26 protein-coding genes are annotated in these 26220 nt (G+C 68.7%); 15 read left to right on the top strand and 11 right to left on the bottom strand.

All coding sequences use genetic code 11. The features are described 5' to 3' along the window. Positions 1-80: 80 nt before the first annotated feature. Positions 81-1046, top strand: a complete 966-nt coding sequence (gene hprK / locus D7X99_RS23910; protein ID WP_120581488.1) for an HPr(Ser) kinase/phosphatase — start codon at positions 81-83, stop codon at positions 1044-1046. Beyond that, positions 1043-1906, top strand: a complete 864-nt coding sequence (rapZ, locus tag D7X99_RS23905) for an RNase adapter RapZ (protein ID WP_121779794.1) — start codon at positions 1043-1045, stop codon at positions 1904-1906. Before hprK ends, rapZ begins: the two co-directional genes overlap by 4 nt. 31 nt (positions 1907-1937) lie before the next feature. Here rapZ and D7X99_RS23900 read toward each other — a convergent pair whose 3' ends face one another. Then, positions 1938-2780 (bottom strand): DUF1629 domain-containing protein, encoded by an 843-nt coding sequence (locus D7X99_RS23900; RefSeq protein ID WP_121779793.1) that lies wholly within the window; start codon positions 2778-2780, stop codon positions 1938-1940. A 168-nt stretch (positions 2781-2948) separates the two neighbouring features. Here D7X99_RS23900 and D7X99_RS23895 point away from each other — a divergent pair, with 168 nt between their 5' ends. Together D7X99_RS23895 and D7X99_RS42400 are read left to right on the top strand one after the other, a co-directional pair. Continuing rightward, the gene (locus D7X99_RS23895; protein WP_147476246.1) at positions 2949-4097 is read left to right on the top strand and encodes an ATPase, T2SS/T4P/T4SS family; all 1149 of its coding nucleotides are present in this window, start codon (positions 2949-2951) and stop codon (positions 4095-4097) included. Between the two features lie 19 nt (positions 4098-4116). Continuing rightward, complete coding sequence (locus D7X99_RS42400; RefSeq protein WP_147476245.1) at positions 4117-4551, top strand: hypothetical protein; 435 nt, start codon at positions 4117-4119, stop codon at positions 4549-4551. Here D7X99_RS42400 and D7X99_RS23890 read toward each other — a convergent pair. The 5 genes from D7X99_RS23890 to D7X99_RS23870 all read right to left on the bottom strand — a co-directional run bounded on the left by D7X99_RS23890 (position 4536) and on the right by D7X99_RS23870 (position 9118). Continuing rightward, positions 4536-4985, bottom strand: coding sequence for a hypothetical protein (locus D7X99_RS23890; RefSeq protein WP_121779791.1), 450 nt, complete (start codon positions 4983-4985; stop codon positions 4536-4538). The two genes, D7X99_RS42400 and D7X99_RS23890, sit on opposite strands and share 16 nt — an antisense overlap. Then, a complete protein-coding gene (locus D7X99_RS23885) occupies positions 4982-5815 on the bottom strand; it encodes a class I SAM-dependent methyltransferase (protein WP_121779790.1) in 834 nt (277 codons plus the stop codon). The genes D7X99_RS23890 and D7X99_RS23885 overlap by 4 nt, the downstream gene beginning before the upstream one ends. A 28-nt stretch (positions 5816-5843) precedes the next feature. Then, complete coding sequence (locus tag D7X99_RS23880; protein WP_147476244.1) at positions 5844-6482, bottom strand: hypothetical protein; 639 nt, start codon at positions 6480-6482, stop codon at positions 5844-5846. A 20-nt stretch (positions 6483-6502) separates the two neighbouring features. Further along, positions 6503-7366 carry a glycine zipper family protein gene (locus D7X99_RS42395; RefSeq protein WP_147476243.1) on the bottom strand — a complete coding sequence of 288 codons (864 nt, stop codon included), beginning with the start codon at positions 7364-7366 and terminating at the stop codon, positions 6503-6505. Positions 7367-7702: 336 nt separating this feature from the next. After that, a complete protein-coding gene (locus D7X99_RS23870; RefSeq protein ID WP_121779787.1) occupies positions 7703-9118 on the bottom strand; it encodes a general secretion pathway protein GspE in 1416 nt (471 codons plus the stop codon). Positions 9119-9274: 156 nt separating this feature from the next. Here D7X99_RS23870 and D7X99_RS23865 point away from each other — a divergent pair, with 156 nt between their 5' ends. From D7X99_RS23865 to D7X99_RS23825, 9 genes are all read left to right on the top strand, one after another. Continuing rightward, entirely contained in the window at positions 9275-10300 is a 1026-nt protein-coding gene (locus tag D7X99_RS23865; RefSeq protein ID WP_121779786.1) for an SPFH domain-containing protein, read from the top strand. A gap of 22 nt (positions 10301-10322) precedes the next feature. Further along, positions 10323-11243 (top strand): NAD+ kinase, encoded by a 921-nt coding sequence (locus D7X99_RS23860; protein WP_121779785.1) that lies wholly within the window; start codon positions 10323-10325, stop codon positions 11241-11243. A gap of 419 nt (positions 11244-11662) precedes the next feature. Next, entirely contained in the window at positions 11663-12085 is a 423-nt protein-coding gene (locus tag D7X99_RS23855) for a PTS sugar transporter subunit IIA (RefSeq protein WP_121779784.1), read from the top strand. A gap of 33 nt (positions 12086-12118) precedes the next feature. After that, positions 12119-12604, top strand: coding sequence for a PTS sugar transporter subunit IIB (locus D7X99_RS23850; RefSeq protein WP_120561225.1), 486 nt, complete (start codon positions 12119-12121; stop codon positions 12602-12604). Positions 12605-12608: 4 nt separating this feature from the next. Next, positions 12609-13328, top strand: coding sequence for a PTS sugar transporter subunit IIC (locus D7X99_RS23845; RefSeq protein ID WP_121779783.1), 720 nt, complete (start codon positions 12609-12611; stop codon positions 13326-13328). Positions 13329-13393: 65 nt separating this feature from the next. Beyond that, entirely contained in the window at positions 13394-14146 is a 753-nt protein-coding gene (locus D7X99_RS23840; RefSeq protein WP_120561717.1) for a PTS system mannose/fructose/sorbose family transporter subunit IID, read from the top strand. A 33-nt stretch (positions 14147-14179) separates the two neighbouring features. Beyond that, complete coding sequence (locus tag D7X99_RS23835; protein WP_120561227.1) at positions 14180-14458, top strand: HPr family phosphocarrier protein; 279 nt, start codon at positions 14180-14182, stop codon at positions 14456-14458. 43 nt (positions 14459-14501) lie between these two features. Then, positions 14502-16313, top strand: a complete 1812-nt coding sequence (gene ptsP, locus D7X99_RS23830; RefSeq protein WP_121779782.1) for a phosphoenolpyruvate--protein phosphotransferase — start codon at positions 14502-14504, stop codon at positions 16311-16313. A gap of 93 nt (positions 16314-16406) precedes the next feature. Next, a complete protein-coding gene (locus D7X99_RS23825) occupies positions 16407-16733 on the top strand; it encodes a hypothetical protein (RefSeq protein ID WP_121779781.1) in 327 nt (108 codons plus the stop codon). Between the two features lie 36 nt (positions 16734-16769). Here D7X99_RS23825 and D7X99_RS23820 read toward each other — a convergent pair whose 3' ends face one another. The 5 genes from D7X99_RS23820 to D7X99_RS23800 form a co-directional block, all read right to left on the bottom strand. Next, positions 16770-17306, bottom strand: coding sequence for an MgtC/SapB family protein (locus D7X99_RS23820; protein ID WP_121779780.1), 537 nt, complete (start codon positions 17304-17306; stop codon positions 16770-16772). A gap of 10 nt (positions 17307-17316) precedes the next feature. Continuing rightward, on the bottom strand, positions 17317-17922 hold the full coding sequence (locus D7X99_RS23815; protein WP_121779779.1) for an MXAN_6521/LA_1396 family lipoprotein: 606 nt from the start codon (positions 17920-17922) through the stop codon (positions 17317-17319). Positions 17923-18021: 99 nt separating this feature from the next. Beyond that, entirely contained in the window at positions 18022-20673 is a 2652-nt protein-coding gene (locus D7X99_RS23810; protein ID WP_121779778.1) for an RND family transporter, read from the bottom strand. 116 nt (positions 20674-20789) lie between these two features. Beyond that, complete coding sequence (locus tag D7X99_RS23805; protein ID WP_121779777.1) at positions 20790-22958, bottom strand: site-specific recombinase; 2169 nt, start codon at positions 22956-22958, stop codon at positions 20790-20792. A gap of 118 nt (positions 22959-23076) precedes the next feature. Then, positions 23077-23673: an ABC transporter substrate-binding protein gene (locus tag D7X99_RS23800; RefSeq protein ID WP_121779776.1), complete on the bottom strand. Its 597-nt coding sequence runs from the start codon at positions 23671-23673 to the stop codon at positions 23077-23079. A 233-nt stretch (positions 23674-23906) separates the two neighbouring features. Between D7X99_RS23800 and metK the strand changes: the two genes are divergently transcribed. Both metK and D7X99_RS23790 read left to right on the top strand, forming a co-directional pair. Then, on the top strand, positions 23907-25097 hold the full coding sequence (gene metK, locus D7X99_RS23795; RefSeq protein ID WP_120594773.1) for a methionine adenosyltransferase: 1191 nt from the start codon (positions 23907-23909) through the stop codon (positions 25095-25097). A gap of 126 nt (positions 25098-25223) precedes the next feature. After that, positions 25224-26141 (top strand): methionyl-tRNA formyltransferase, encoded by a 918-nt coding sequence (locus D7X99_RS23790; RefSeq protein WP_121779775.1) that lies wholly within the window; start codon positions 25224-25226, stop codon positions 26139-26141. The last annotated feature ends 79 nt before the right edge of the window (positions 26142-26220 follow it).

Here is a 26220-nt window from a genome sequence, read left to right as displayed (position 1 = left end):
GCTGTAGGGGAGGCGGGGGGGACGGCGGACACGGTGCGGTTCACCTCTGGAGGCCGGTGGGTGATATCCAGGTCCCGACGATGAAATCCATTCGCATCTCCCAGCTCCTCGAGGACCAGGGCCACGACCTGCGGCTGACCCTGATGGCGGGCACCCAGGGGCTGGCGCGCACGGTGGACTCCTCGCGCATCCAGAAGCCGGGCCTGGCGCTGGCGGGCTTCACCGAGCACCTCCACCCGCACCGCGTCCAGGTCTTCGGCAACACCGAAATCTCCTACCTGGCCACCCTGGCGGAGGACGCGCAGCACGCCTCGCTGGCCAAGCTCTTCAGCGAAGAGGACCTGGCGTGCGTGGTGGTCACCAAGGCGCTGGACGTGCCGCGCGCGCTGGTGGACGCCTGCGAGGCCGCGGGCCTGTCGCTGATGAAGACGCCGCTGCTCTCCAGCGAGTTCATCCAGCGCGTGCAGAACTTCCTGGAGGACGCGCTCACGGAGTCCAGCAGCCTGCACGGCGTGCTGATGGACGTCTTCGGCGTGGGCATCCTGCTCTTGGGCAAGAGCGGCATCGGCAAGAGCGAAATCGCCCTGGACCTGGTGATGCGGGGCCACCGGCTGGTGGCGGACGACATCGTGGATGTCACCCGGCGCAAGGGGGCCGTCTACGGCGCGGGCAATCCGGTCATCAAGCACCACATGGAGATTCGCGGACTGGGCATCATCAACATCAAGGACCTCTTCGGAGTGTCCGCCGTCCGGGAACAGAAGAAGATTGAGCTTGTGATTGAGCTGCAGGAATGGGATCCGCACCAGGAGTACGACCGGCTGGGCGTGGAGGACAAGCACCTGCAGATTGTTGGCGTGGACATCCCCCTGTCGGTCGTCCCCGTGCGTCCTGGACGCAACATGGCCACCATCGTGGAGGTGGCCGCGCGCAACCAGCTGTTGAAGCTTCAGGGCCACCATTCGGCGCGAGAGTTCGCCGAACGACTCAATCGAGCCATCGCCCAGGGGGCGATGCGCCGCACCTTGGGAGAAGAGGTCGAGTGACCGCCCCCGCGAAGCAGATCATCGTCATCACCGGCATGTCAGGTTCCGGTAAGTCCACGGCCATCCGCGCGCTGGAGGACGCCGGTTTCTTCTGCATCGACAACCTGCCGGTGCTCCTCCTGCCCAAGCTCACGGAGCTGGCGGGAGGCGGCAACACCGAGCGCATGGCGCTGGTGGTGGACGCGCGCGAGGGTGTCTTCCTCAAGGACGCGCCCCGGGTGCTGGATGAGGTGCGCCGCGCGGGCCACCAGGTGGACGTGCTCTTCCTGGACGCCAGCGACGACAGCCTCATGCGCCGCTTCAGCGAGACGCGCCGCCGCCACCCGCTGGCCCCGGATGGCACGGTGGCGGAGGGCATCCACCGGGAGCGCGAGGCGCTGAAGGACCTGCGGGAGATGGCGGACCAGGTCATCGACTCGTCGGCGCTCAACGTGCACGACCTGAAGCGCATGGTGCAGGGGCGCTTCAGCCCGGAGCCCACGACGGGGCCCAGCCTGTCCATCATGTCCTTCGGCTACCGGTACGGCGTGCCGCCGCAGGCGGACCTGGTGTTCGACGTGCGCTTCCTGCCGAACCCGTACTTCGTGCCGGAGCTCAAGGGGCTCACGGGCAAGAACCCGAAGGTGTCCGGGTACGTGCTGGAGCGTGAAGAGACGCAGCAGTTCCTGGAGAAGGTCGTGGACCTCTGCCGGTTCCTGTTCCCCCGCTACCAGAAGGAGGGCAAGGCGTACCTCACGGTGGCGCTGGGGTGCACGGGCGGCAAGCACCGCTCGGTGGCGCTGGCGGCGGAGATGGTGCGCCGGCTGTCCGCGGACTACGGCCGCGTGCAGCTGTGGGACCGGGACATCGAGAAGGAGTAGGGCGCTGGAACGTCCTCCGGACCCCCGGCTTTCAGTGCCGGGTGTCCGTGACGGGCGTGAAGCAGGCGCCGGTGATGCCCTCCTTCTCCAGGGCCTCCTTCACGGCCTCGGAGACGACGAGGGTGACGGGCCAGCCCCAGGGGCGGAACACGCGGGCGCGGCCCACCTGGGTGGGGTCGATGCGCAGGCCTCGGACGGTGCGGTACTGGCCCACGCGCGAGGGGACGCCGTCGCCGGGGCCATAGTGGTGGACCTCCAGGCAGGCGGCTTCGTCCACGCAGCGGATGAGGCGCGTGGCGACGACGAGGAAGTACGGCTCCATCTGTCCCTCGATGTGCACGGGGATGAGCTGCACGTCCTCCGGCGCCAGGCGCGCGAGCACGGCGGCGACGCGCGGGTGCACCACGGGGGTGAGGCTGGCGCCGGCGAGGCTGAAGTCCAGTGGGGCGGCCTTCAGCTCGTTGGAGATGTGGAGGGGGCCGGGCGGGTTCACGGGGCGCCCGGCGGTGAACATCCACATGTCGCCCACCTCCTTGTCCTCCGGGTCCAGCGGGTCGCCGGGTTCCCAGCGGCCGGGGGCGCGGAAGTCGTCGTGCAGGTCGTAGAAGCGCGGGGGGGGGACGCCGGCGCGGCTGGATGTCTTGCGGTTGCTGACGTGCGGAGCGGCCCCGTGCGCGACGATGCGGACGGCCGGGCGGCGTGGGCGGCTGGTGCGGACCGGAGGCGAGGACTCCTCCGCGACCGACGCGCGCGAGCGCCGGGGCGTGGCGACGGTGGGTTCGGTACCGCCGAGCAGGTTCTGCCGGTCCGGGGGGCTGCTTTCGGAGGGGCGGAGCCACAGCCGTCGCAGCGCGTTGGTAAGACGCCTGAACATCAAGCGATGTTACCCAAGCGCCTGCTGGAGGGGAGCCCTTCTGTGGGGCTTCCTCGCTCGTTCTCATGGCAGGCCGGCGGCCGTACCGGTTTCCAAGGAGGAGGGGGCTTCCCGGGGGCCGTTTCCCCCGTGGCCGGGCCGCGAGAGGCCATGCCATGGTCCGCGCCCATGACGACTCCGAGCCCGAAGTCCGAAGCCCCCGCGACGCCGGAAGCCGTGTTCGCCAGCCTGCTCCAGGAACTGAGGGAAGCGGGCCGGGCGCCGTCCGGAACGGCCGCGTCGCCGAGGACGACGGAAGCATTGGCGGCGGCCCTCTTCGACGTCGCGGGCAGGACGGGCGCGGCGATGTTCTCCGTCTGGGCGGCGGAAGACACGGAGAGCGTCGAGGACGAGGACGAGGACGACAGCGACGAAGCCCGAGCGGAGACGGGCGGCCGGGTGATCAACGCGGGCATCACGCTGTTCTTCATCGCGAAGGACACGCCGGGCACGGTGGGCTTGCTGGGCGCGGAGCGGGTGCCCGTGCGTCAGTCCCTGGCGTACGCGCTGTACCGGCCGCTGGGGAAGGCGCTGGCGGCGCACGCGAAGCGGGGTGCGGATCCGGTGCTGGCCGACCGGGGCCACGTGTCCTTCCCGGCGGGCGCGGCGGATCCGGACATCGAGTTCCGCGTGTCGTTCCGAGAAGACGAACTGGGCATCTGGACCACGGTGTTGGCAAGGGACCGGGAGACGCGCCAGGCGTACCCGAGCATCGCCAGCCTCCCGCTCTCCGCCGAAGCGGCGGAGTTCCTCAAGGGGCTCTTCAACCGCTTGGACAAGACGCTGTTCAACGGCCAGTTGGTGCTGCTCACGGGAACATCCAACACGGGCCGCAGCACGACCCTGCGAGCGGTGATGGATGCGCTGCCCGACAACGTGCACGCGCTCGCGGCCGTGGAGGAGCCAAAGGGAGGGCCGGGAGGCGCCATTGGCGTCGTGAAGGTGAGCGTTGAGTTGAAGCTGGTGCAGGCGCTGCGTTCGTTCCTGCGGCAGGACCCGGATGTCGTCTTCGCGGACGAGGTGCGCACGCTGGAGGACATGCGGATGCTCTGCACCGCGGCGCAAACGGGACACGCCACGATCGCCGTCCTGGAGGCGAAGACCCCCGAGGAGGGCTACGCATGGCTGACGGAAGCCATGCCGGGGATTCCCACCCCTGCGCTCATCGTGCATCACACGCGCGATGCGGCAGGCGCCCTCGCGATGACGCTCCACGAGACGAAGCCCACGGAAGCCGGCGACACGCTGCACGTCGTCCCGTGGACGCCGCGCGGGTGAGCCGGGTTGGGACCGCACCATGCCAATGCCGACGCACAAAGTGGGGATCGTGGTTGATCAGGGCTTCGGAGACCGGGTGGCTGAGCTGGCTCGCGTCTTTCACGTGTGGGTCGTTGAATCGCGCGAGAACACTCCAGTCATCCAAAGCGTTTGGAAGAGCGGCTTGGCGGATGCGGCAGCCGATCCTCTTGCGGTGGGCGTCACGTCATTCGCCGCTCTCGATGGAGAATCTCCCGAGGCGATGTGTGCCAGGATCGCCGGTGATGTGAACGAGCACCATGGTGCGCTCGCACATGACCCCCCGTGGTCCGAAATCGAGGTCTTCGGAGTCAAGCTGACTTCAACCTTGCGGCACGTCTTCGAGGAACTCGAAGCAACGGCCTGTACTCCCACTCAGGAGGGGTTCATCTGTCGGCGGTTGTCGCCGAGCGGCACCTATCAAGGTGAGGCCTGAATCCTGGACCGGCGGCTGACCGGTTTGTTCCGCTTGCGAATCACCGTCCTCTTCCCGCGGGGAGGGGGCGCGGTCTTCTTGGGCTTGGGCTCTGGGAAGAGGGTCCCGGGAGTATCCATCGGAACGCTGTATTCGAAGTGGAACTGAGGCCCCGCGACCAGGGGCCTCCATCCCGCCGCGATTGCCCTCCGGATCATGTCGCGAACCTGACCCGGAGTGATGGCCGTCTGGTGCGAGTAGATCAGGTTGTCTGGGCGACTGACGCGAAGGTTGACCACGAGCACGCACCGGGGAACGTCCTCGCTGGCCTGGATTGCCAGGAGCATGGGCGTGGCGCCGACCAACTGTGAGTACGTGGGCTTCTTCCGGATGCGCCAGTCGTAATGGGTCTCACCGAAGCGAACCCGGCGGGTGCCCTTCTTGGGAAGGGTCATGTCGCGCGAGCCTCTCGGGTCGCTGTCAGTTGCCGCATTCCCCAGCGCAACGGGATGCTGCCATCCGAGCGTCGCAGCGGTTCCACGGCCTGGAGGAACGAGGCCTTGAGCAACGCCTGTGCAGCCGGGGACAGACGGTCCGCGTCGTATGTCGTGAGCAGCGACTCCCAGACCTCGCTCGGTGCGCCATCGCCCAGCACGGAGAGGGACTGCACCGTGACGTCCACGAAGCCCCCGGCGAAGAGTTCTCGCAACCCATCGCTGGATCGGACCCTCGGATCGCCCAGCCGCGTGGGAGGAACCGCCACCGCGCTCTTCATGAGTCCGGCGAACACCTCCAGCGCGTTGCCCGGCACCAGGTCTCCACCCACGACGATGGACACCCGTCCGCCCGGCTTCAGCACGCGCCGCAGCTCCGCGAGCACGGTCTCCACGTCGTCCATCAGCATGAGCGCCAGGTGGCTCAGCACCACATCGACACTGGCATCGCCGAACGGAAGCGACTGCGCGCGTCCCTGGAACAGGGTCGCGGCGTCGTTCAACCGCGCCCGTGCCGCGACAAGCTCGTGCTCGCTCATGTCGAGCCCCATCAAAGACAGCCCGGACTGATTCCTCCGGGCAAGCAGCTCCAGGAGGTAGCCATCTCCACAAGCCAGATCGAGCACCGCCAGGGGCCGTGCATCGAGAGGCACGACCGCCTCCAGCAGCGCATAGGTTGAAGGCGCCGTCTCCTCATCCCGCTGCACGGGCGCGTGCCCGAACCATCGCGACGTCACGCCCGCGAGGCGCGCATGGAAGTCCAGCAGGTACGACTCGGAAGGGGAGGGCATGAGGGCACCTTCAGCGCCGGGGCGTGGCTCAGGGACGGTCCATCAGCCGTGAGTGCCAGTCTGTTGGAGCCGCCCATCGCTGGTTGTATTGCTGTCGCTCCGCAGGTGACAAGCGCTGCCAGAACGAAGACCAGACGTGAGCAAACCAATATTCCCCATTGCCCTGTCGCCATCCTGAAGACATGGGCTCGTACCCGGGAAATGCCTTCCAGGGGGGCGCCATATCCCCGGTCTGGTTGAGCTCCCGGGTCTTGAGGAGAAACGCTTCGTTCTGCCCGATCAGTGCAACCTGGCAGACCCACTCGCTCCAGGTGTTCACCTGGACCAGGAGCCGCGCTTCGTCCTGGCGCCCATGCTCCTCACAATGGGGAACCGCCGCCAGGATCTGCTTCCGGCGAAGGAGGCCCATCCATCCTGGGGCAGCATGGACTGGCAGGAAGCGCTGCACTGCCCGCAGACAGACGCAGCACTCCTGGGGGAACGCCAGAGACTGTTCCGTCCGCCAGCGCTCCAGTGCAGGGACGGAAAGGAACACCTCCGCCTGCCGCAGCATGGGATAGCCCATGAATGCCAGGCTCGTATCGCTCACGGGCAGGGACTGCTGTCGCACGGGGACCGAAGATTTCTCGAGCCCGAAGACGCGGTGGATCTGTCGGTCCAGATTCATGATCCCCAAGGGGCAGGCCGCTAATTCTCGTCGATGAAGTCCGCGACCCAGTCTGCTCCGAAGTACCCTGCCGTTCCAACGATTAGTGCGCCCGCGAATCCGGTGAGAATGGCTCCCGGGCCCGTTTCAACTCCCAGCGCGGCACCGGTCAACGCGCCAACCTTCATCCCCGCGACGGCCGCAGCCCATCCTCCGACCTGCCGAATCCCCTCTGCGGTGATGGGCTTGATGGAGCCCTGCTTCACGGATTTCGCCGTGGCCTTGCCGACGTCATAGACCGTGAATGCCATGCCAATGACCTGGATTGCTTTCAAGCTTCGAGCCGCGGTCATCGCGTGATGCGTCCGCTGGATGGCTGAGGCGGGCACGCTTCCTTCCAGTAGGACCTCACCTTCCATCACAATTGCTTTTCTGAGCTTTTCAATGCGGGGACGCCAATGTGGATGGGCTTTTTCAAGCAGCGCCAGGTCCTCCAGGATGGCCTCTGTTGAGTGGAACTTCACCCCGGCGGCTGTTGCCTTCTTGATGTCGATGTAAGTAGGTCGGCCTGCGATATTGGGAGCACCACCTCTCTGCGTACTCGCCGAAAGAAACTTGCTTTGGTTGTGTCCCAACGCGTGCTCTCCAATTGAGAAGGGAGCATTGGGGTTGGGAGGTTGCATGCCAAAAATCTCCGGCTTCGCCAGGGCGTACTGCGCCTGACTGGGGCCCGGAAACTCCAGCACCTTTCTCACCACCTTCCCGGAGGAGGTGGTGACATCCACGACGACAAAAAAGAAGGCCCTCCACTTGTCTTCATCCAGGAGGGCGTTTGGGGGTTGCTGACTGTGCTTTGTGGCACGGACAGCCGCCGGAGCCAGGGGGATGTGGACCTTATCTCCCACCTTCAACCATCCACGGCGCGGATGTCCCAGTGGGACTCGACTCATGATGAGTGAGTTCCGCTGTTCGAGCGCAGTCAGTTGGATTCGGTAGTGGTTGGCAATGAGCCATAGCGAACTCAAGCCGTCTGCTTCATTGACTATATGAGTCCCTGGCACGCGCGCCTCCGCAATGGGAATGGCATGACAAGGGTGGGCCAAAAGAGTGCTGCAAGGCAAGGATGGTAGGCGCCCACGCTCCTGGTGCTGCAGAGACACCACTCCAAAGGATTAGTGACTTCAGCCCACCTCTCCGGTTCTTCCTGGTCCCTATCCGGAGGTCCTCCAGGCCGAGGCCGCTCAGCGCCGGGGCTTCTTCTGCCCAGCGTTCGTGGCTTCGGCATTGAGCGCCAGCACGGAGTACAGGTTCATCGTGTAGACGCTGTTCTCCGGCTCCAGGTCCGATGCCATCTTGAAGAACGCACTGGCGCGTTCGTAATCGCGCTGGTGGTTCAGGATGATCATCCCCATGCGGTTGTAGAGCGGCGCGGGCTTCGGCAGGAGCCCGATGCTGCGCTCCAGCAGGTCCAGCGCCTCCGCCATCTTCCCCGCCTGCTCCAGCCGCACGACACGCTGGAGCACCTCTTCCTGCGCGTCCTCCTTCCTGGCCACCGGAGCTGGCGCGACGGAAGGAGACTTCGCCGCCAGCGCGGCTGCCAGCGAGACCGAAGGCATCGGCGCCTGTCGTGGAGCCTGGGCACGGGCCGCTGGAGCCGCCGCCACCTTCGCGGCCGCGGCCGGAGGCACGGTCTTCGGCTCGCGCGAGAACGCGGGCACGCCATCCCCCGTGAACGCCACTTCCGCCGACGCCAGCGTGCCCACCAGCTTCGTCACGCCGCGCTCCGACAGCGACTCGAACACCGCGCGCAGCTCCAGCTCCGTCACCTGGGTGATCATCGCCATGTCCGCCAGCGCCGTGCGCCCGTCCACGAACGACAGCACGTACGCCTCGAACGGGCTCAGCGGCCGGTTCACCAGGTCCAGCCCCGCCACGATGACCGGCCGCACCGGAGGCCCCTTCGTCTTCGGCTGGGCCTGCGCCTGGAACGACACCACCCGCGTCGCCTCCTGCTGCGGCGGACGGGGCACGCCCCGCGCTCCCGTCTGCTCCGGCCTCGTGAGCAGCGCGCGCACCAGCGACACGTTGTCCCGGGGCGGCAGGTCCTCCACGCTCCGCACGAGCAGCAGCTCACAGCGCGCGCACTGGAAGTCCCCCGGCTTGCACGACGCTCCACAGTGCGGACAGGCCAGGTCCTCCGGCGGGTGCTCGAAGGCGTGCGTGTCCGCGTAGTAGTGCTTCCGGATGGCCGCGCGGATGGACCTGCGCACCGCCACGAACGGCAACACCTGCGCCACGCCCACCGTCTTCGCGATCTCCTCCAACGCCCGCTGCCGCTGCGGCTCGGAGATGGCCACGTACAGCGCGTCCTGCACCAACCGCAGCGGCATGAAGTCGAAGCCCTCCGCCAGCCGCACCGGCACCCGCTCCAACAGCGCCGCGTCCACCTTCGCCTGCGCCAGCTTCTCCGTGGACACGAAGCGCGTCTTCAACTCCTGCGCCAACAGCCGCAACACCGGCGTCTCGTCCACGCCCAGCCGCACCAGGCACTCGCCCAGCTTCAGCCCCGTCTCCTTCTGCCGCGCGAGCGCCCGGGACAACACCTCCGGCGTCAGCACTCCATCCAGGATCAACTGCTCCCCGAGCTTGCGCGTCATGCCCCCGATTCAAGGACGCCCAGGCCCACCCCGTCCACCGGCATCCACGCCACCTACACCGCTTTCCCGCACACGTTGTTGCGAACGTGTACAGACAACACTAAGATGGTGTCCAGGTTACACAAACCAGACGCAGCAGGTGAGGGGGATGCGCGGATGTTCATTGGGTACATGAAGTCGACGCCGACCACGTACGTGATGCAGTACCGGGACGGCGAGGTGGTCCGGGAGGGCGCGGGCCTGTCGTTCCTCTATTGGAAGCCGGCGACGACGCTGGTGGCGGTGCCCCTGTCGAGCGCGGACGTCCCGTTCGCCTTCAACGAGGTCACCCGCGACTTCCAGCCGGTGACCATCCAGGGGCAGCTGACATACCGGGTGGAGGACGCGCGGAGGCTGGCAGGGCTCTTGGACTACTCCATCACCCCGGCGGGGCGTCACCGCTCCGACGACCCGGAGAAGCTGTCGGACCGGCTGGTGCAGGCCGCGCAGGTGCGCGCCCGCGCGGTGGTGCAGTCCCTGAGCCTGCGCGAGGTGCTGGTGCAGTCCGACATGCTGGAGGCCCGGGTGCTCGCGGCGCTGGCGGAGGCGGAGTCCGTGAAGGCGCTGGGCGTGCACGTGATGGCCTTCTCCGTGCTCTCCATCCAGCCCACGCCGGAGATGGCGCGCGCGCTGGAAGCCGCCGCGCGCGAAGGGCTCCAGCGTGAAGCGGACGAGGCCATCTACGCCCGCCGCAACGCGGCCGTGGAGCAGGAGCGCCGCATCAAGGAGAGCGAGCTGGCCACGGAGTTGGTGGTGGAGGAGCGCCAGCGCCAGATTCGCGAGGCGAAGATGGCCGCGGACATCGCGGTGGAGGAGCAGCGCGCCGCCCTCATGGAGCGCTGGGTCCAGAACGAGCGCCAGTCCGCGGACGCGCGCGCGTACACCCTGGAGAAGACGCTGGAGCCGGTGCGAAGCATGGACTGGAAGACGCTGTTGGCCACGTCCGCCAACGGCGCCGACCCGGCGCTGAATATCGCCCTGGCCTTCCGCGAGATGGGCGAGAACGCGGAGCGCATCGGCGAGCTCAACGTGTCGCCGGACCTGCTGCGCTCGCTGCTGCCGTCAAACGCCGGTCCGCCGAGCCCCAAGCCGCCCAAGCCCGGCCGCCCGGACGTCCACAACTTCGACCCCCGCGACCGCTGAAGTCCCGGGAGGGAGGCACGCCATGTTCGAGAAGGTCGTCCTCGTCACGCGCAAGACGCGGCTGGCGGACCTGGTGGTCCGCTTCAACACCAAGAAGCAGGCGAAGTTCTACGTGGAGCACAACGGCCAGGACTTCAACGGGTTCGAGGCGGAGGACGACACCTACCGCCGCGCGGTGGACGCCCTTCGCTCGCAGCTGGACGTGGGCCTGCCGGTGCAGCAGGTGGACCGCTCGCTCGTGCCCACCTTCCTCTTCACCGGCAAGGAGGTGGTGGTGGCGATAGGGCAGGACGGGCTCGTCGCCAACGTGGCCAAGTACGTGGGCAGCCAGCCGCTCGTGGGCGTGAACCCAGACCCGACGCGCTTCGACGGCGTGCTCCTGCCCTTCCTCCCGCGCGAGGCCCGGAGCGCCGTGCAGCGGACCCTGGAGGGCCGCGCGAGGATGCGCCAGGTGCAGCTGGCGGAGGCGCGGCTCCAGGACGGACAGCGGCTGCTCGCCTTCAACGACCTGTTCATCGGCGCGCGCACGCATGTGTCCGCCCGCTACCAGGTCCGCTACGGCGGCAAGGAGGAGTCGCAGTCCTCCAGTGGTGTGCTCGTGTCCACCGGCGCGGGCTCCAGCGGGTGGCTGTCGTCCGTGTTCGCGCTCGCGCAGGGGCTCACCCGCTGCACGGGCGGCACGCCGGGGAAGCCCTGGACGCTCGGCTGGGAGGACGCGCGGCTCGCCTTCGTCGTGCGCGAGCCCTTCGTCAGCCGTCACTCCGGCGCGGACATCGTCGGCGGCTTCGTCACCGCCCAGGCGGAGCTGGTGCTCGAGTCCCGCATGCCCCAGGGCGGCGTCATCTTCAGCGACGGCATGGAGGAGGACTTCCTCACCTTCGGTGCCGGCGCCACCGCTCGCATCCGTCCCGCCGAGCAGAGGGCTCGGCTGGTCGTCCACTGAGACACCGCACCCGATGCGACAGGTCCCAAGAATCCGGTATGCCCCGAGTACCGTTGGACCTCGCGGGCCCTCCCGGGATTCCCAGGTGATACAGCAGCTCCCGTGTGATGGCCCGGTCGCCTTCCTACCCACCGAGCGGGGGCGCCGGGCTCGCCCCGCAGGGCACGCACCGCGGGGCCACACCGCGCATCTCCTAGAGCGTGGGGAGACCGCGCCCGGCTCCCCGTCCGGCAGACGACACCGTGTCCCTTCCCCGGACCTGAAATTCCAGGCATGGTGGGCGCAGTCGCCTTACCTTCGAAGCGAAGTCGTTGGGGAAGCGGTTCCCAGGTGCAGGCGGAATGCTTCACCGGAGTTGCGTCCGGTCGTTGATGAGCGTAGGACGCAAATTCTCCCGGGAAGTGGCTCAGGGGTGATCAATGGTCGGCCTCGTCATCGCATCGCACGGGCGTCTCGCGGATGAGCTTGTCGCTACCGCTGAACAGATCGTGGGCAAGCTGCCCGCGGTAGCTACCTGCAGCATCGAGCCGGGGGCCCCAGTGGAGGACCTTCGCGCCAAGATGAAGCAGGCGGTGAAGGCCGTGGATGAAGGGGACGGCGTCATCATCATGGCCGACCTCTTCGGAGGTACCCCCTGCAAGGAATCGCTGATGATGTGTCAGCGGATGAATCTGGAAGTCCTGGCCGGCGTCAATCTGCCCATGCTGCTGAAGGCCAACTCGCTCCGTTCGGAGCAGATGGCCCTGTCGGACATGGCCAACCAGCTGGCGTCGTACGGCCAGCGCAACATCACCTGTGCATCCGCCCTGCTTCGCGAGGCCCAGCAGCAGCCGCGAACATGACGGACCCGCACGGGTCGGCGATTCGAGACTGACGTGATCACCCTGGTCCGCGTCGACAACCGCCTCATCCATGGTCAGGTCGTCGAAGCCTGGCTCCCCCACCTCAAGGTGTCGCGTGTGGTGGTGGCGGACGATGAGGCGGCCTCCAGTCCCCTCATCCGTGCCGCCATGGCGCTCGCCGTGCAGAGCGCCATCGAGGTGCTGATCCTCCCCCTGGCCCAGGTGGACTTCGCCGCCCTGTCCAAGGACGGCGTACGCACCCTGGTGCTCCTGAGGGATGTGGCCTCCGTACCCTTCGCCTTCCAGCACGGGCTGGTCATGGACCAGCTCAACCTGGGCAACGTGCACTTCGGCACCGGAAGGCGGCAGGTGTCGCCGTCCGTCTTCCTGGCGGAAGGGGAGCTGCAGGCCCTCCAGCAGCTCTCCGCCCAGGGCGTGCGCGTGGAGGCGCGCGCCGTGCCCGCGGAGAAGTCCGTGGACCTGCCGGATTTGACCGAGCGCTGGTCGAAGGCCGGGTGAGCCGGTGAACGTTGGCTGGACCCAGGTGGCGCTCGCGTGTCTCTGGGGGGGCCTGGTGGCCGTGGAGCGCAAGGCGTTCCTCCAGGCCATGCTGTCCCGGCCCCTGGTGGCCGCCACGTTCATGGGCGCCCTGTTGGGCGACGTGGCCGGGGGCCTGTCCGTCGGCATGCTGCTGGAGCTGTTCTACCTGGGCACCGCCAACCTGGGCGCCTCCCTCCCTGAGAACGACACGCTCGCGGCCACCGGCACCGCCGCCGCCGCCGCCACTCTCACCGCCGCCACCGGCGCGGGCTCCACGCCGGCCATCTGGTCGCTGGCCGTGCTGCTCTTCATCGGGCTGGGACGGGTGGGGCGGAGGCTGGACCGGCTGCTGGAGGGCTACTCCGCCCGGCTCGCGCGCGTGGCGCTGTCGTCCGCGGAGGCCGGCAACCTCAACCGCGCCATGCGGCAGAACCTGTGGGGCATGTGGCCGCACTTCGTGTCCTACGGCGCCATCACCGGCGCGTGCGCGCTGGCCGGCTTCTTCCTGGAGCCGCTGATGGTGGCGCTGCCGCACCCGCTGGTGCGGGGCCTGGCGTGGGCGTACCCGGCCATGGCGTCCGTGGCGGCGGCCATCGCCGCGCAGTCCAGCCACGCGAAGCGCGCGCCCCTGTACGCGGGCCTGGCCGCGGCGGCCGTCACCGCGGCGGTGGTGCTGGCGCAGTTGCAGGAGCACCGGCCTTGACCACGACGCCCACGTCCACGCCCGTGCCTTCCGCGCGCGCCGCCGCGCCCGCCTTCACGCCGCCCGTGCGGCTGTCCCGGGGCACGCTGTTGCGCGTGTTCCTGCGCTCGCTCTTCCTCCAGGCGTCGTGGAACCCCAAGGGCATGCAGAACCTGGGGCTCGCGTACGCCGTCTACCCGGCCCTGGCGAAGCTGTACCCACCGGGCCCGCTGCGCGAGGCGGCGGTGCGCCGGCACCTGGTCTTCTTCAACACGCACCCGTACGTGGCGGCGGCCATCGTGGGCGGCGTGGTGAACCACGAGCAGAAGATTGCCCGAGGGGAAGAGACGCCGGATCGGGTGGTGGGCTTCAAGGCGGCGCTGATGGGGCCGCTCGCGGCGCTGGGGGACGGGTTCTTCTGGCTGTCGCTCAAGCCCGCGGTGGGCGGCCTGTGCGCGGCCATGGTGCCGCTGTTGGGCGTCTGGGCGGTGGCGCTCTTCCTGGTGCTGTACAACCTGGTGCACCTGCTGCTGCGAATCCGGCTGTACTGGCTGGGCCTGAATCTGGGAGACCGGTTGGTGGAGGCCGTGGCGCGGGTGAACCTTCCCGCCAAGGGCGCCCGGCTGAGGGGCGTGGCGGCGGCGAGCGCGGGCGGCCTGGCCGCGTGGCTGGCGTTGAGCTTCGGGGCGACGGCGGGCGGGACCTGGGCGCCGTTCCTGGCGGTAGGGTGCCTGGCGGTGGGCGTGTTGGCGTACGTGCTCGTCAACCGGCGCGTCCCCACCTACGTGGTCCTCTACGTCGCGGCGGGATTGGCCTGCGCGGCGGGTGCCTTTCTGTGAGTACGAACAGTCGAGTGAAGCGGGAGTCGCACGATGGCCAGTGAAGCCGAGGGAACCTTCGAGATCATCAACGCGCTGGGGCTGCACGCCCGGGCCGCGGCGCAGATGGTCAAGGTGGCCAACCGCTTCAAGAGCGAGGTCTTCATCAAGGCCTCCGGACAGCGCGCCAACGCCAAGTCCATCATGGGCGTGCTGATGCTCGCGGCGGCCCAGGGCACCCAGGTGACCCTCACCTGCAAGGGCGAGGACGCCGAGGCCTGCTTGTCCGAATTGAAAAAGCTCATCGAGGACCGGTTTGGCGAAGCGCAGTAAGCGTCGAAAGGGGAGTTAGACTCCCCGTGAGGTCAGGAGAACCGTGAGCAGCCAGGCCACCCCTACACTCAGGTTGACGGGCATCGGCGCCTCTCCGGGCGTGGCGGTGGGCCATGCCTTCATCCTGGACAGGAAGCGCATCCGCACGCCCAAGCTGCGCCTGGCGGACGCGGAGGTGGAGCCCGAGCGGATGCGGATGAAGACCGCCATCGACCTGTCCGACCGCCAGCTCGCGGAGCTGAAGGACCAGATTACGCGCACGGAGGGCAGCGACCACGCCCTCATCCTGGAAGCGCACCGGCTGATGCTCCACGACCCCATGCTCGTGGACGAGGTCAACCGCCTCATCGTCGAGGACCGCATCAACGCGGAGTGGGCAGTGCGGCGCACGGCCCGCAAGATCAAGCACCTCTTCGACAACATCCCGGACGAGTACTTCCGCGAGCGCCGCTCGGACGTGGACTACGTGGCCGACCGCATCATCCGCAACCTGATGGGCCAGGTGGTGGATGAGGACGTGGAGGTGCCGGCGGAGGCAATTGTCGTCGCGCATGACCTGCCGCCCGCGGACGCTGCGATGATGGCTCGCAGCGGCCGCGTGGCGGGCTTCGTCACCGACCTGGGCGGGCAGACCAGCCACACCGCCATCGTCGCTCGCGCGCGGGAGACGCCCGCGGTGGTGGGGGCGGGGCGCGCGAGCGAGCAGATTTCGCCGGGCGACCTGGTGGCCATGGACGGCACGCGCGGCGTGGTGCTGGTGAACCCCACGGAGGACCAGCTCGCGCTGTTCCGGGAGGAGCAGCGCCGCTACCTGGAGAGCGAGCAGCTGGCGCTGGCCACGAAGGACCAGCCCGCGGTGAGCACGGACGGCTTCCGCATCCGGCTCAACGGCAACATGGAGTTCCTGGAGGAGATCCCCTCGCTCCTGGCTCACGGCGCGGAGGGCATTGGCCTGTACCGCACGGAGTTCATGTTCCTGGACCGCAAGACGGCGCCCACGGAAGAGGAGCACTACCGCGCCTACAAGCAGGTGCTGGAGGCCATGGGGGGCCGTCCCGTCACCATCCGCACGCTGGACCTGGGCGGCGACAAGGTGCCGGGCAAGACGAAGCACGAGAAGGAGCCCAACCCGGCCATGGGCCTGCGGGCCATCCGCTACTGCCTGTCCAACCGGGAGCTGTTCCGCGTCCAGCTGCGCGCCCTGTTGCGCGCCAGCGTGCACGGCAACCTGCGGCTGATGTTCCCGCTCATCTGCGGCGTCAGTGAGCTGCGGGAGGCGCGCACCGAGCTGGAGGCGTGCCGCACGGCGCTGGGGCGCGCGGGAGTGCCGGTGGGCAAGCGCTTCCCGGTGGGCATCATGGTGGAGACGCCCAGCGCGGCGACCATCGCGGACCGGCTGGCGCAGGAGGCGGACTTCTTCTCCATCGGGACGAACGACCTCATCCAGTACTCGCTGGCCATCGACCGCCAGAACCGCGAGGTCGCGTACCTCTACCGGCCGCTGCACCTGTCGGTGCTGCGCATGCTCCAGGGCATCGTGGACGCGGCGAAGGCCGCCAACATCCCCGTCTCCATGTGCGGCGAGATGGCGGGAGATCCGCTCTTCACCCTGGTGCTCCTGGCGCTGGGCTTCGACGAGCTGTCCATGACGTCCGGGCAGATTCCGGTGGTGAAGCGGATGATGCGCCGGGTGAGCCGGAGTGAAGCGGTGGAGATGCTCCAGGGCGCCATGGAGCTGACCACCGCGGAGGAGATCGAGCGCTTCGTGCGCACGGAGATGGACCGGCGCTTCGGCGGCGGCCAGGAAGGCTCGCTGCTGTCGCCGGCGCATGATCCTGAACCTGAGTCCGTGTAGGCCCTGCTCCCCCGCATGAATGCGAGGGGAGGGGGTCGTCGTTCCCAGGCGGAGTGCGCACGTTCGCCGGACACGAGTGCAGGAGGCAGCAGCGTGTTCAAGCCAACGGACATTCAGCGGGGCATGACGGTGCGGGACCGGGACGGCGAAGCGCTCGGCGGCATCGTCGCGGTGGACCCGCGCGGCTTCACCATCGGCACGGGGCGCATCTTCGAGCGGGAATACCCGGTGCGCTTCTCCGACGTCGCGGACCTGGACGGGGACGACGTCTACCTGCGCCGGGACCTGGCCAGTCTCCCGGGCGCCATGCTGGCCGAGGGCGCGCTGGAGCTGGAGGACGACCACTGCCACCCGGACAGGGCGCACCGGCCGGTGGCCTACACGCACGACCTGACGGGCGCGCTGGTGCCCCTGGAGTAGGGGCCGGCTGGCGGGTGGCCGCACGCACCCCGCACGTCACTGGGGACGGGACCCCTCTTCACCCGTGGGGGGCCCGTCCTCGCTGTTCTTGCCTTCTGGCGGCTGCTCGTGTCGCTTGCCGTGCCGTCCCTCCTCGGGCGTCAGCAGGCGGGAGACGGGGCGCAGCACCACCAGGGACAGCAGGGCCAGGGCCACGGTGGCGCTGGCGGCCACGTAGAGGCCCAGCCCGCAGGCCAGGCCCACCGCCGCCGTCACCCAGAGGTTCGCCGCCGTGGTGAGCCCTCTCACGGAGGTCCCGTGGCGCAGGATGACGCCCGCGCCCAGGAAGCCGATGCCCACGACAATCTGGCTGGCGATGCGGCTGATGTCCGTCTGCGTGCCGCTGGGGTTCGCGCCCATCCGGAGCAACTCCTCCGTGTACACGCTGGAGAGCGTGAAGCAGCACGCCCCCAGCGCCACCAACGTGTGCGTGCGCAGCCCCGCGGCCTGGTTGCGCGCCTCGCGTTCCAGGCCCAGCACGCCGCCCAGCAGCGTGGCCAGCACCAACCGCCAGATGAGGACCTGAGGTTCCACCTGGGCGACGCTACTCGCCCAGGTCGATCTTCTCGTTCTTGTCCGCGTCGTTCAGTTCGGGATTGGGCAGCGTGTCCAGCGTGGCCACCAGCAGCTTGTAGGACGGCACCACGTAGGGCTCCACGTCCTTGCTCAGCTCCGTCACGTACTGCTCCTTGCGCTCCACGTACTTCTTGTCCTCGGAGTCCCAGCTGCCGCCGGCCTCCGCGGCCCAGACCTCCTCGCCGTCGCGGCAGCGGATGAGCTGCGCCTTCACCGCCACCTCCGCGCCGTCACCCACGCGCTTCACCGTGGGGTCCAGCCAGAGCACGCCCTCGATGCCCTCCACGCACTGGTCCTGGAAGGTGAGGTCCGTGCGGCGCTCGGAGAGGGACGTGTTGGCCTTCACCAGGTAGTCCCGGTTCTGGTTCAGCCACTGCCGGGCGATGAGGCTCCACAGGTCGCCCACGTACTGCTGGCCCGGCGGGAACGGCTGCGTCACCACCGCCAGCCGCTTCACCTGCTGCCGGTCCACCGTCGCGTAGTCGGGACGCAGCCGCTGGCTCTTCACCGTGCTCGCGCAACCCGTGAGCACCATCAGACCCAGCACCGCTCCCACCCGCTTGAACGTCCCCATGGCTTGAAGCTCCCGAAGAAAAGAACGGCCCCGCGCTTCCCTTGGGGGAAGGCGGGGCCGAAAGGTCCGGCGCGGATATTAAGCGCTTCCTCCGCGCTGTCAGGCGGCGCGTGTGGAGGACGAGTCGCCGCCCGGGGCGGAACCGCCCTCTTGCGAACGTCCCGCGTCCTTCTGCCGCTTGTCGTGCATGAGCTGCATCACCGCCGCCAGCACCGTGAAGGACACCAGCAGCGTGGTGATGAGGCCGATGCAGGCCACGAGGCCCATGGACCGCAGGCCGTTGTGGCTGGCCACCAGCAGCGCCGCGAAGGCCGCCACCGCCGTCAGCGTGGAGGACACCACCGCCGCGCCCACGCTGCGCAGCGCCACCAGGGGCGACGTGCCCTCCAGGAAGCGGTGCAGCAGGTAGAGGCCGTGGCTCACGCCGAAGCCCAGGAGGATGGGCAGGATGATGATGTTCATGAAGTTCAGGCGCAGGTCGAACAGCGCCATGAAGCCCATCATCATCGCCAGGCCCACCGTCAGCGGAATCACCGACGCCAGCGCCAGCTTCGCGTTGCGGAAGTCCGCGAAGTGCATCACCAGAATCCACAGCGCGGTGAGGATGACCGTGAGCTTGGCGTCCTTGAGCACCATGCGCGCCAGCGACGCGTACAGCTGGGTGGCGCCCGCCGCGCGGAACTCCTTCTCCACCGGCGCGCCCGTGGGGCCGCCTTCCGTGAACTTGCCCGGCGTCACCATGCCCTTGATGGAGCTGGTCTGGTCCGCGAACTGGAGCATCTGCTTGCCGTCCCACAGGTCCACGCTCGGGTAGATGAACGTGAGGTAGCCGTGGTTCTCCGGGCTCGTGGTGGGCAGGTGGCGGAACTGCGAGGCGTAGATTTCCGGCACGTGGTGCACGTCGAAGGGCCGCGCCTCCAGCATCTTGAAGAACAGGGCCGCCTTCTCCTGCGTCTCCGGCGGCAGCGCCTTCACGTCGATGTCCTTCAGCTCCTCCTGCCACTCCTCCAGGATCTTGGTGTTCGCCTGGGAGATGCCTTCCGGCGGCACGAAGGTGAACAGGCTCATCACCTGCGCGATGGCCGGACGCTTCTTCGGGTCGGCCGTCAGCTCCTTGTAGAGGGCCTCCGTCTCCGCCAGGTCCTTCGTGTAGATGGCCAGCGGGTCGCTGGCGATCTTGAAGCGCTCGTTGATTTCATCCTGGAGCAGCACGGACGGCTGGTTCGCCGGCATCAGCGCGCGGGTGTTGTAGTTGAAGCGCACGCCGTACGGCAGCCGCGCGAAGAAGCCCGCGTTCGCCGGGGGCTCGCCGCTCTTCCACGGGATGGCCGCGCCGCACACCACCGCGACAATCACGCAGCCCACCGCCAGCACCAGGCCGGGGCGCGGGATGCGCAGCTCCTTGCCGGTCGCGTTGTTCGTGGGCGGCGGCTTCATCACGCCAATGAGCTTCTGCGGCAGCTCCGGGTTCTTGCGGCCCGCGATGGCCAGGATCGCCGGGCACCAGGAGAACAGCGTGAAGCCCAGGAGCAGCGTGCCCGTGCCGGCCAGGAGGCCGAACTGGGAGAAGCCGCGGAACTCACTCACCATCAGCACGTAGAAGGAGCCCGCCACCACCACCGCGGACACCAGCGCGGGCCGGCCCGCGTTGATGACCGCGTCGCGGATGGCCACGTCGTAGCGCTTGCCCGCGCCCAGCTCCAGGCGCGTGCGGAAGATGAAGTGGATGCCGTAGTCGATGCCGAACCCCAACATGATGCCGCCCAGGATGGAGGTGATCATGTTGAGCTCACCCAGCGTCGCGTAGGTGAAGCCCAGCGTGTACAGCGTGCCCACCACCGTGCCGCTCACCACGATGAGCGTGGGCGCCCACTTGCGGAAGAACGCGATGGTGATGATGAAGATGGCGAGGAGCGCGATGATGGTGACCGGCTGGAGCGAGTCCTCGATGGCGTACGAGTCGTCCACCGCCGTCTTGTAGGAACCCGTGAAGCCATAGGCGACCGTCTTCTTGTCGCCCATCTTGTAGTAGTCCTCCACCAGCTGCACGCCCGCGGCGTTGCTCTTGGAGTACTGCTCCAGGTCCACGCGCAGCTTGTCCACGTACAGCTTCGTCTGGCCAATCTGGTTGGTGTCCCACATCGGCTTGATGAGGAGCAGCAGCAGCTTGCGGTCCTGGGAGATGTAGTAGTCGTCCGCGATGCTCTTGTTGCCAACGCTGGAGTACTTGTCGACCAGGTCCTGCAGGTCCAGCTTCACCGGCTCCGTCTTCTTGATTTCAATGTAGAAGGGGTTCGCGCGGCGGATCTGATCCTTGAGGAACGCCATGATGCGGCGCTTGCCCTCGGCCAGGTCCTCCGTCTTCACGAACAGCACCATGTTGTTCTGAACGAACTCGACGGGGATCTTGTAGGTGAGGGAGCGCGCGTGCTCCTTGTCGTTGCCCACCATCACGGCCAGATCGTCCGCGACCTTCTTGAGCGTGGCCTCGTCATCGCCGCGCAGCGCGACCATGAAGAAGCCGCTGCCGCCCACCATGTCGATGACCCGCTTGACGTCCTTCACCTCCTGCAGGTCCTGGGAGATGAGGTCCAGCTGGTTCGAATTGATGGTCAGCTTCGACGTGCCCCACAACGAAATGCCGAGCAGCAACAGCAGCACGGTCATGACGGTGCCGGGACGCCGGACCAGCATCTCGGCGTAGGCAAGGGCGAGGCGGGGTGGGGGATGGGACGAAGGATTGCCGCTCATGGGCGCGGGACCCTATCGCCGAACGTCCCCGCCCGGAAGCAAAGCCCGGGGTGCCTGTCCGCCCCACCACCGCGCGAGACAGGGCCTCCCACCCCCTGGGAATAACCCGGGCTCCTTCACTGTGCCGGAGGCCCGGCCAGGGGGAGGACCTGCCCTTCGGTCGCACCCGGGACGGGCTCGTCGCGGGGCGGGAGGAGGAAGGGGAGCGGGTTTCGCAGGAAGCGCAGGGACACGGCGCCCAGGAAGCGGGCACCCTCGCGCACCGGGACGTCGCGGGCGCGCAGGGCCACGCCGAGGGCCAGCGAGAAGGACACGCCGAAGTTGACGATGCCGACCACCAGCACGCCCGCCACGGCCGCCAGGAAGCCCGGCTCCATCACGGCGGAGGTGCCCAGCGCGCAGCCGGCCAGGGCCAGCGAGCCGAAGGAGAAGGTGACGTGGCGCACGTCCATGGGGATGCCGAAGAAGCTGCCCACGCCCGGCGCCACCGTCAGCAGCACGCCCAGGGTGATGCTGCCCCCCACGCCCGCGGCGTGGTGCTCGAGCGCGTCCGCCACCTTGCGCGCGCCCTTCACGCCCACGAGCACGCGCAGCACCCGGTGGTGGGCCAGCGCCTCCGGCAGGCGGCGGTAGACGATGAAGTTCTCGAACCAGCCCGCGGCCACGCTGGACGCCCACAGCAGCACGCCGGTGAGCGCGGCGTAGAGGAGCGTGGCGCTCTTCCACGGGTGGAGCGTGTCCACGACGTGGCGGGCCTTCTCCTGGGACAGGAACGCGTGGCCGGTGAGGGCCTGGAAGCCCAGCGCGAGCGCCACCGCGACGGGCAGCACGCAGCCCAGGTTGCCCAGGATGGCCGCCAGCTGTGAGCGGGTGACGCGCGGCACCAGCGCCGTCAGGCGCTCCATGCGCCGGGCGCGGCTGTCCGGGCCGGTGTCCTCGCCCACCGCCGCCGCCAGCGTGGAGGCCGTCATGGACGGCTGCTTGGTGGCCAGCGTGAGGCCCAACAGCTGCATCATCACGAAGGCGCCCGCGTAGTTGAGCGCGACGAAGAGACCCGCGAAGAAGGGGGCCAGCGGCAGGCCCGTGACGACGAACTTCAGCGCGGCGGCGAACGCGGTGAGGAACCCGCCGCCCGCGGCCGAGTGCACCATGTGGTGGAACTCGGCGGGGGTGGAGGTGATGTAGTGCTCGCCGGTGTTGCCGGTGCGCTCGATGATTTTTCGCGCCATCAGCCGCGAGTTGCGCCGCACCAGCGCGCGGACGGAGCGGTCCGCGTGCGCGAGCCGCAGCAGGTCCGACAGGAGCGCCAGCGCCTCGCGCCAGCGGGGCTCGCCGCGGGGCGCGCCCAGCACCCGCGCGACGGCCTCCATCCGGTCCAGGCCGCGCTGGATGCGCTCCAGCCGGTACACCAGGTCCACGCTGACGCCGGAGTCCTCCAGGTGCCGGGTGACGGTGCGCACCACGCCGCGGCAGTCCTCCACCACGCGGACCAGGTCCGCCAGCGCCTCCTGGGCCCCGTCGCGCGCCAGCACCGCGTCGCACACCAGCCGCAGCCTCAGGAAGGGCGACGCGCGGAAGGCCATGTCCGGGGTGCGGTCGCGCACGTCCTCCGCCAGCCCCAGCGCCGCCACCTGCACGCCCAACAGCAGCAGCGCGTCCATCAGGTCCCCACGCACACGCGCGGACGGGGTGGGCTCCGGTGGGGGCGGCTCGCCCACCAGCGCCGTCAGCCGCGCCAGCAGCATGGGGGACAGCGCGCCCAGCCACTCCGCGTCCTCCGGCACCGGGAACAGGCGCAGGAGCAGCTCCGACAGCTTGCCCGGCTCGGGGGGCGTGGGCAGCACGCCGCGCACGAGGCGGTCCGTCAGCTCGGAGAAGAAGCCGTTGCCCGCGCTCAAGCCCACCTGGGCGAAGAGCTTCAGCCCCCGGCTGCTCGCGCACACCCCCGCCACCAGCCGGGTGACGGACGCGCGCAGGGCGCCCTCGCCCTCCAGCACGCGCACCAGCAGGGACAGCCGGGAGTTCGAGGGGGACAGTGCGGGGTCGTCCGCGTCCGTGAGGCCGTGGGCGGGGATGCGGTCGCGCATCCAGTGGATCCACCGCTCCACCCACTCCAGGCGCGGCTCCAGGCCGTCATCGGGGACCTCCGACAGCAGCCGGAGCAGGTCCCGGACCGCGGGATGGCCGGGGGCCCGGGGCGCGTACTGGACGCAGAACGCGTCCATCTCACGGTCGGACGGCACACCCCGGAGCAGCAGCCGCGGGGCGGGGGTCGAAACAGTCATTCGCCAGGCGCTCCGGGGGAGGAGGAACGCCCCAGCCTAACCGGCCCGCGCCTCCCCCGGAACCCGGAGGAACGGCGAGGGCCTGTTTGCCTGGCGGCCCAGGCGACAACTGACTGGATTACTTCACCTTCACCGAACCCAGTTCGTTGTTCTTCGCGCGCATGGCGCCGAGCAGGCCGTCCCAGCCGCCCTCCTTGAAGAGGGGGCGGACCTGGTCATCGCGGATGCCGGTGAGCATGGAGTCGCCCAGCACGGACACGTCCACGACCTTCCAGCCGCCGCTCACCTTCTCCACGGCGTACTTGAGCTTCATCTCCTGCTTCTTCAGCGGGTGGTTGATGAAGATGGTGGAGCCCACGAGCGCCTTGTCGCCCGTCACCTGCGGCTCGTCGTAGGTGATGGAGTCCAGGTTCTTGAAGTTCTCGCGCACCTTGGGGAAGGCGATCTTCGCGAACAGGTTCTGGAAGAGCTGGGTGAACTCCTTGCGCTGGGCGTCCGTGGCCTTGGTCCACTCGTCACCCAGCAGGAAGAGTCCCTGCTGGTCGCTGCCCAGGTTCTCCAGGGCCTTGAGGTCCTTCTCGTAGCGCACGGACTGCACCACGGTCTTCACCGGCTTGGTGATGGCTTCGGAAGCCTTGGGCGCGGCGAGCGCGGGCACGGCGAAGGCGAGGGCAACCAGGAAGGGAAGGGTGCGAAGGCGGGCGATGGCGTTCATATGGGTCTGTGACCTCCAGAAGAAGGGCGCGGGTCCTGTAGCCCAGGGGAACGCGGCGCGAACCAATAAATTCATCCAGCGGGCAGGCACACCCGCGGCATCGGGTCCGCCTGTCTGAAGGTCGCTTTCGCCGAATAAACCCTTGTATCGACAGGTTTGACTCTGCTGGGACCGCACGTTTAGTGTCCGCCCCCTGCGCTGCGTCACCGAATTAGCGCGAAGCCCGAGAAGACATGCCTACCGACTTCCTGTTCACGTCTGAATCCGTCACCGAGGGCCACCCGGACAAGATCGCCGACCAGATCTCCGACGGTGTGCTCGATGCCATCATCGCCAAGGATCCGCAGGCGCGTGTCGCCGTGGAGACGCTCGTGAAGACGGGCCTCGCCATCGTCGCTGGCGAGGTGACGACGAATTGCTACGTGGACATCCCGAAGATCGTCCGCTCGACCATCACGCGCATTGGCTACACCGATAGCTCCATGGGCTATGACGGCCACACGTGCGGCGTCATGGTGGCCATCGAGGGCCAGAGCCAGGACATCGCCCGGGGCGTGGACAACAAGAAGGACCAGGGCGCCGGCGACCAGGGCATGATGTTCGGCTACGCGTGCGACGAGACGCCGGAGCTGATGCCCGCGCCCATCCACTACGCGCACGCGCTGACCCGCCGCCTGGCGGAGGTGCGCCGCAAGAACCACCCGTGGATTCGCCCGGACGGCAAGAGCCAGGTGACGGTGGAGTACAAGGACGGCAAGCCGGTCCGCATCGACGCGGTGGTGCTGTCCACGCAGCACTCGGATGACGTCTCCAACAAGAAGATCCAGGAGGCCATCCGCGAGGACGTCATCCTGAAGGTCCTGCCGAAGAAGCTCATCGACAACAAGACCAAGTTCTTCATCAACCCCACGGGCCGCTTCGTCATCGGCGGCCCCATGGGCGACTCGGGCCTCACGGGCCGGAAGATCATCGTCGACACCTACGGCGGCATGGGCCGTCACGGTGGCGGCGCGTTCAGCGGCAAGGACCCGTCCAAGGTGGACCGCTCGGCCGCGTACATGGGCCGCTACATCGCGAAGAACGTCGTGGCGGCGGGCCTGGCCCGTCGTTGCGAGGTGCAGGTGTCCTACGCCATCGGCGTGGCGGAGCCTGTCAGCGTGATGGTGGAGACCTTCGGGACGTCCACGGTGCCGGAGGAGCAGATTGCCCGCGCCGTGCGCCAGACGTTCGGCCTGCGCCCGCGCGAAATCACCGAGCACCTGGACCTGCTGCGGCCCATCTACCAGAAGACCGCCGCGTACGGTCACTTCGGCCGCGCGGAGAAGGAGTTCACCTGGGAGCGCACGGACAAGAAGGACGCGCTCCGTGAGGCGGTCGCCGCCCCCGCTCCCAAGACGCGCACGCCCCGCCTGAAGGCGGTCTGACGCACCGGAAGCACTCCGGTTGAGCCCACGCGCTCGTCCCTTCCCGGGGCGAGCGCGTTTTCATTTCCAGGCATGGCGCGTGCGTTGGCCGGGCGCACACGGTGGGTGAATTGTTAGGACACGGCCATGCCGACTCCGGGTGCCGCGCCTGGCTGGCGCATCGTGCTGCTCACCGTGGCCCCCGCGGTGGCGCACGACTTCACGTTGGCGCTGAGGGCCCAGGGGCATGACGTGGTGGCGCTGGTGGTGCCGGCGGGCATCCGGGGCCTGCGCCCGCTGGACATGGAGGGCTGGGCGGAGCTGGGGCGGCTCTTCGAGGCCGCGCCGCCGTCAGTGGACGTGCTGCTGGTGAGCGAACGGGCACACCTGACGCCCCGGTTGGCGGGCCTGAAGCCGGACCTCCTGCTGTGCTTCTTCTTCCCGTGGAGGCTGCCGCCGGAGGCGTTGGCGCTGGCGCGGCTGGGGGCGGTGAACGTGCACCCGTCCCTTCTTCCTCGATACCGTGGGCCCTGTCCGCTGGGGTGGGCGCTGCGCGAGGACGCTCGCGAGCTGGGGCTCACCTTCCACCGCATGGACGCGAGCTTCGACACCGGAGCCGTGCTCGCGCAGGGGACGTTCCTGGTGCAGGACGAGGACACGGAGGAGGTGGTCTTCGAGAAGCTGATGCTCGCGGCGCGCAGGCTGCTGCCCGGGGTGGTGGAGCGCGTGGCGCGGGGAGACGCGGGCGAGCGGCAGGCGGAGGCGGACGCGACCTTCGCGCCCTTCTTCGAGCCGGCCTATCGGGACATCGACTGGCGCGACAGCGCGCGCTCCGTGCACTTGAAGGTGCGCGCGTGCCGCTTCGCCGGGTGGCGTGAGGGCAGGGGCAATGCGAGGGCCCGGCTTGATGGCCGCTGGGTTCGCGTCCAACGCACGCGGATGTGGCGGGGCGAGGAACCTTGCGCGGAGCCGGGCACGCTGCTGGCCCGGCAGGGGGACGAGCTGCTGGTGCAGTGTGGGGACACGCCGCTCTGGGTGGTGTCGCATGCGCCGGAGGAGGCCTGAAGAGGAGCCGCGGCGGGCAGGCGTGCGAGCGGCTGGGGGCGCGCGGGTGGCACCTGCCGACGGGCGGACACACACAAGG

It is taken from the genome of Corallococcus sp. AB032C (assembly GCF_003668935.1).
Classification (GTDB): domain Bacteria; phylum Myxococcota; class Myxococcia; order Myxococcales; family Myxococcaceae; genus Corallococcus; species Corallococcus exiguus.
Note: the sequence above shows the minus strand (reverse complement) of the source record. Positions and strands in the feature narration are given on the sequence as shown.

Bases quoted from the DNA above. Each gene is read 5' to 3' on its own strand.
- D7X99_RS23895 (WP_147476246.1), top strand. From the start codon at position 2,949: ATGACGACTCCGAGCCCGAAGTCCGAAGCCCCCGCGACGCCGGAAGCC.
- metK (WP_120594773.1), top strand. From the start codon at position 23,907: ATGCCTACCGACTTCCTGTTCACGTCTGAATCCGTCACCGAGGGCCAC.
- hprK (WP_120581488.1), top strand. From the start codon at position 81: ATGAAATCCATTCGCATCTCCCAGCTCCTCGAGGACCAGGGCCACGAC.
- D7X99_RS23835 (WP_120561227.1), top strand. From the start codon at position 14,180: ATGGCCAGTGAAGCCGAGGGAACCTTCGAGATCATCAACGCGCTGGGG.
- D7X99_RS23800 (WP_121779776.1), bottom strand. From the start codon at position 23,673: ATGAACGCCATCGCCCGCCTTCGCACCCTTCCCTTCCTGGTTGCCCTC.
- D7X99_RS23865 (WP_121779786.1), top strand. From the start codon at position 9,275: ATGTTCATTGGGTACATGAAGTCGACGCCGACCACGTACGTGATGCAG.
- D7X99_RS23870 (WP_121779787.1), bottom strand. From the start codon at position 9,118: ATGACGCGCAAGCTCGGGGAGCAGTTGATCCTGGATGGAGTGCTGACG.
- D7X99_RS23900 (WP_121779793.1), bottom strand. From the start codon at position 2,780: ATGTTCAGGCGTCTTACCAACGCGCTGCGACGGCTGTGGCTCCGCCCC.
- D7X99_RS23815 (WP_121779779.1), bottom strand. From the start codon at position 17,922: ATGGGGACGTTCAAGCGGGTGGGAGCGGTGCTGGGTCTGATGGTGCTC.
- D7X99_RS23860 (WP_121779785.1), top strand. From the start codon at position 10,323: ATGTTCGAGAAGGTCGTCCTCGTCACGCGCAAGACGCGGCTGGCGGAC.
- D7X99_RS23880 (WP_147476244.1), bottom strand. From the start codon at position 6,482: ATGAATCTGGACCGACAGATCCACCGCGTCTTCGGGCTCGAGAAATCT.
- D7X99_RS23805 (WP_121779777.1), bottom strand. From the start codon at position 22,958: ATGACTGTTTCGACCCCCGCCCCGCGGCTGCTGCTCCGGGGTGTGCCG.
- D7X99_RS23885 (WP_121779790.1), bottom strand. From the start codon at position 5,815: ATGCCCTCCCCTTCCGAGTCGTACCTGCTGGACTTCCATGCGCGCCTC.
- D7X99_RS23855 (WP_121779784.1), top strand. From the start codon at position 11,663: ATGGTCGGCCTCGTCATCGCATCGCACGGGCGTCTCGCGGATGAGCTT.
- D7X99_RS23810 (WP_121779778.1), bottom strand. From the start codon at position 20,673: ATGAGCGGCAATCCTTCGTCCCATCCCCCACCCCGCCTCGCCCTTGCC.
- D7X99_RS23890 (WP_121779791.1), bottom strand. From the start codon at position 4,985: ATGACCCTTCCCAAGAAGGGCACCCGCCGGGTTCGCTTCGGTGAGACC.
- D7X99_RS42400 (WP_147476245.1), top strand. From the start codon at position 4,117: ATGCCAATGCCGACGCACAAAGTGGGGATCGTGGTTGATCAGGGCTTC.
- D7X99_RS23790 (WP_121779775.1), top strand. From the start codon at position 25,224: ATGCCGACTCCGGGTGCCGCGCCTGGCTGGCGCATCGTGCTGCTCACC.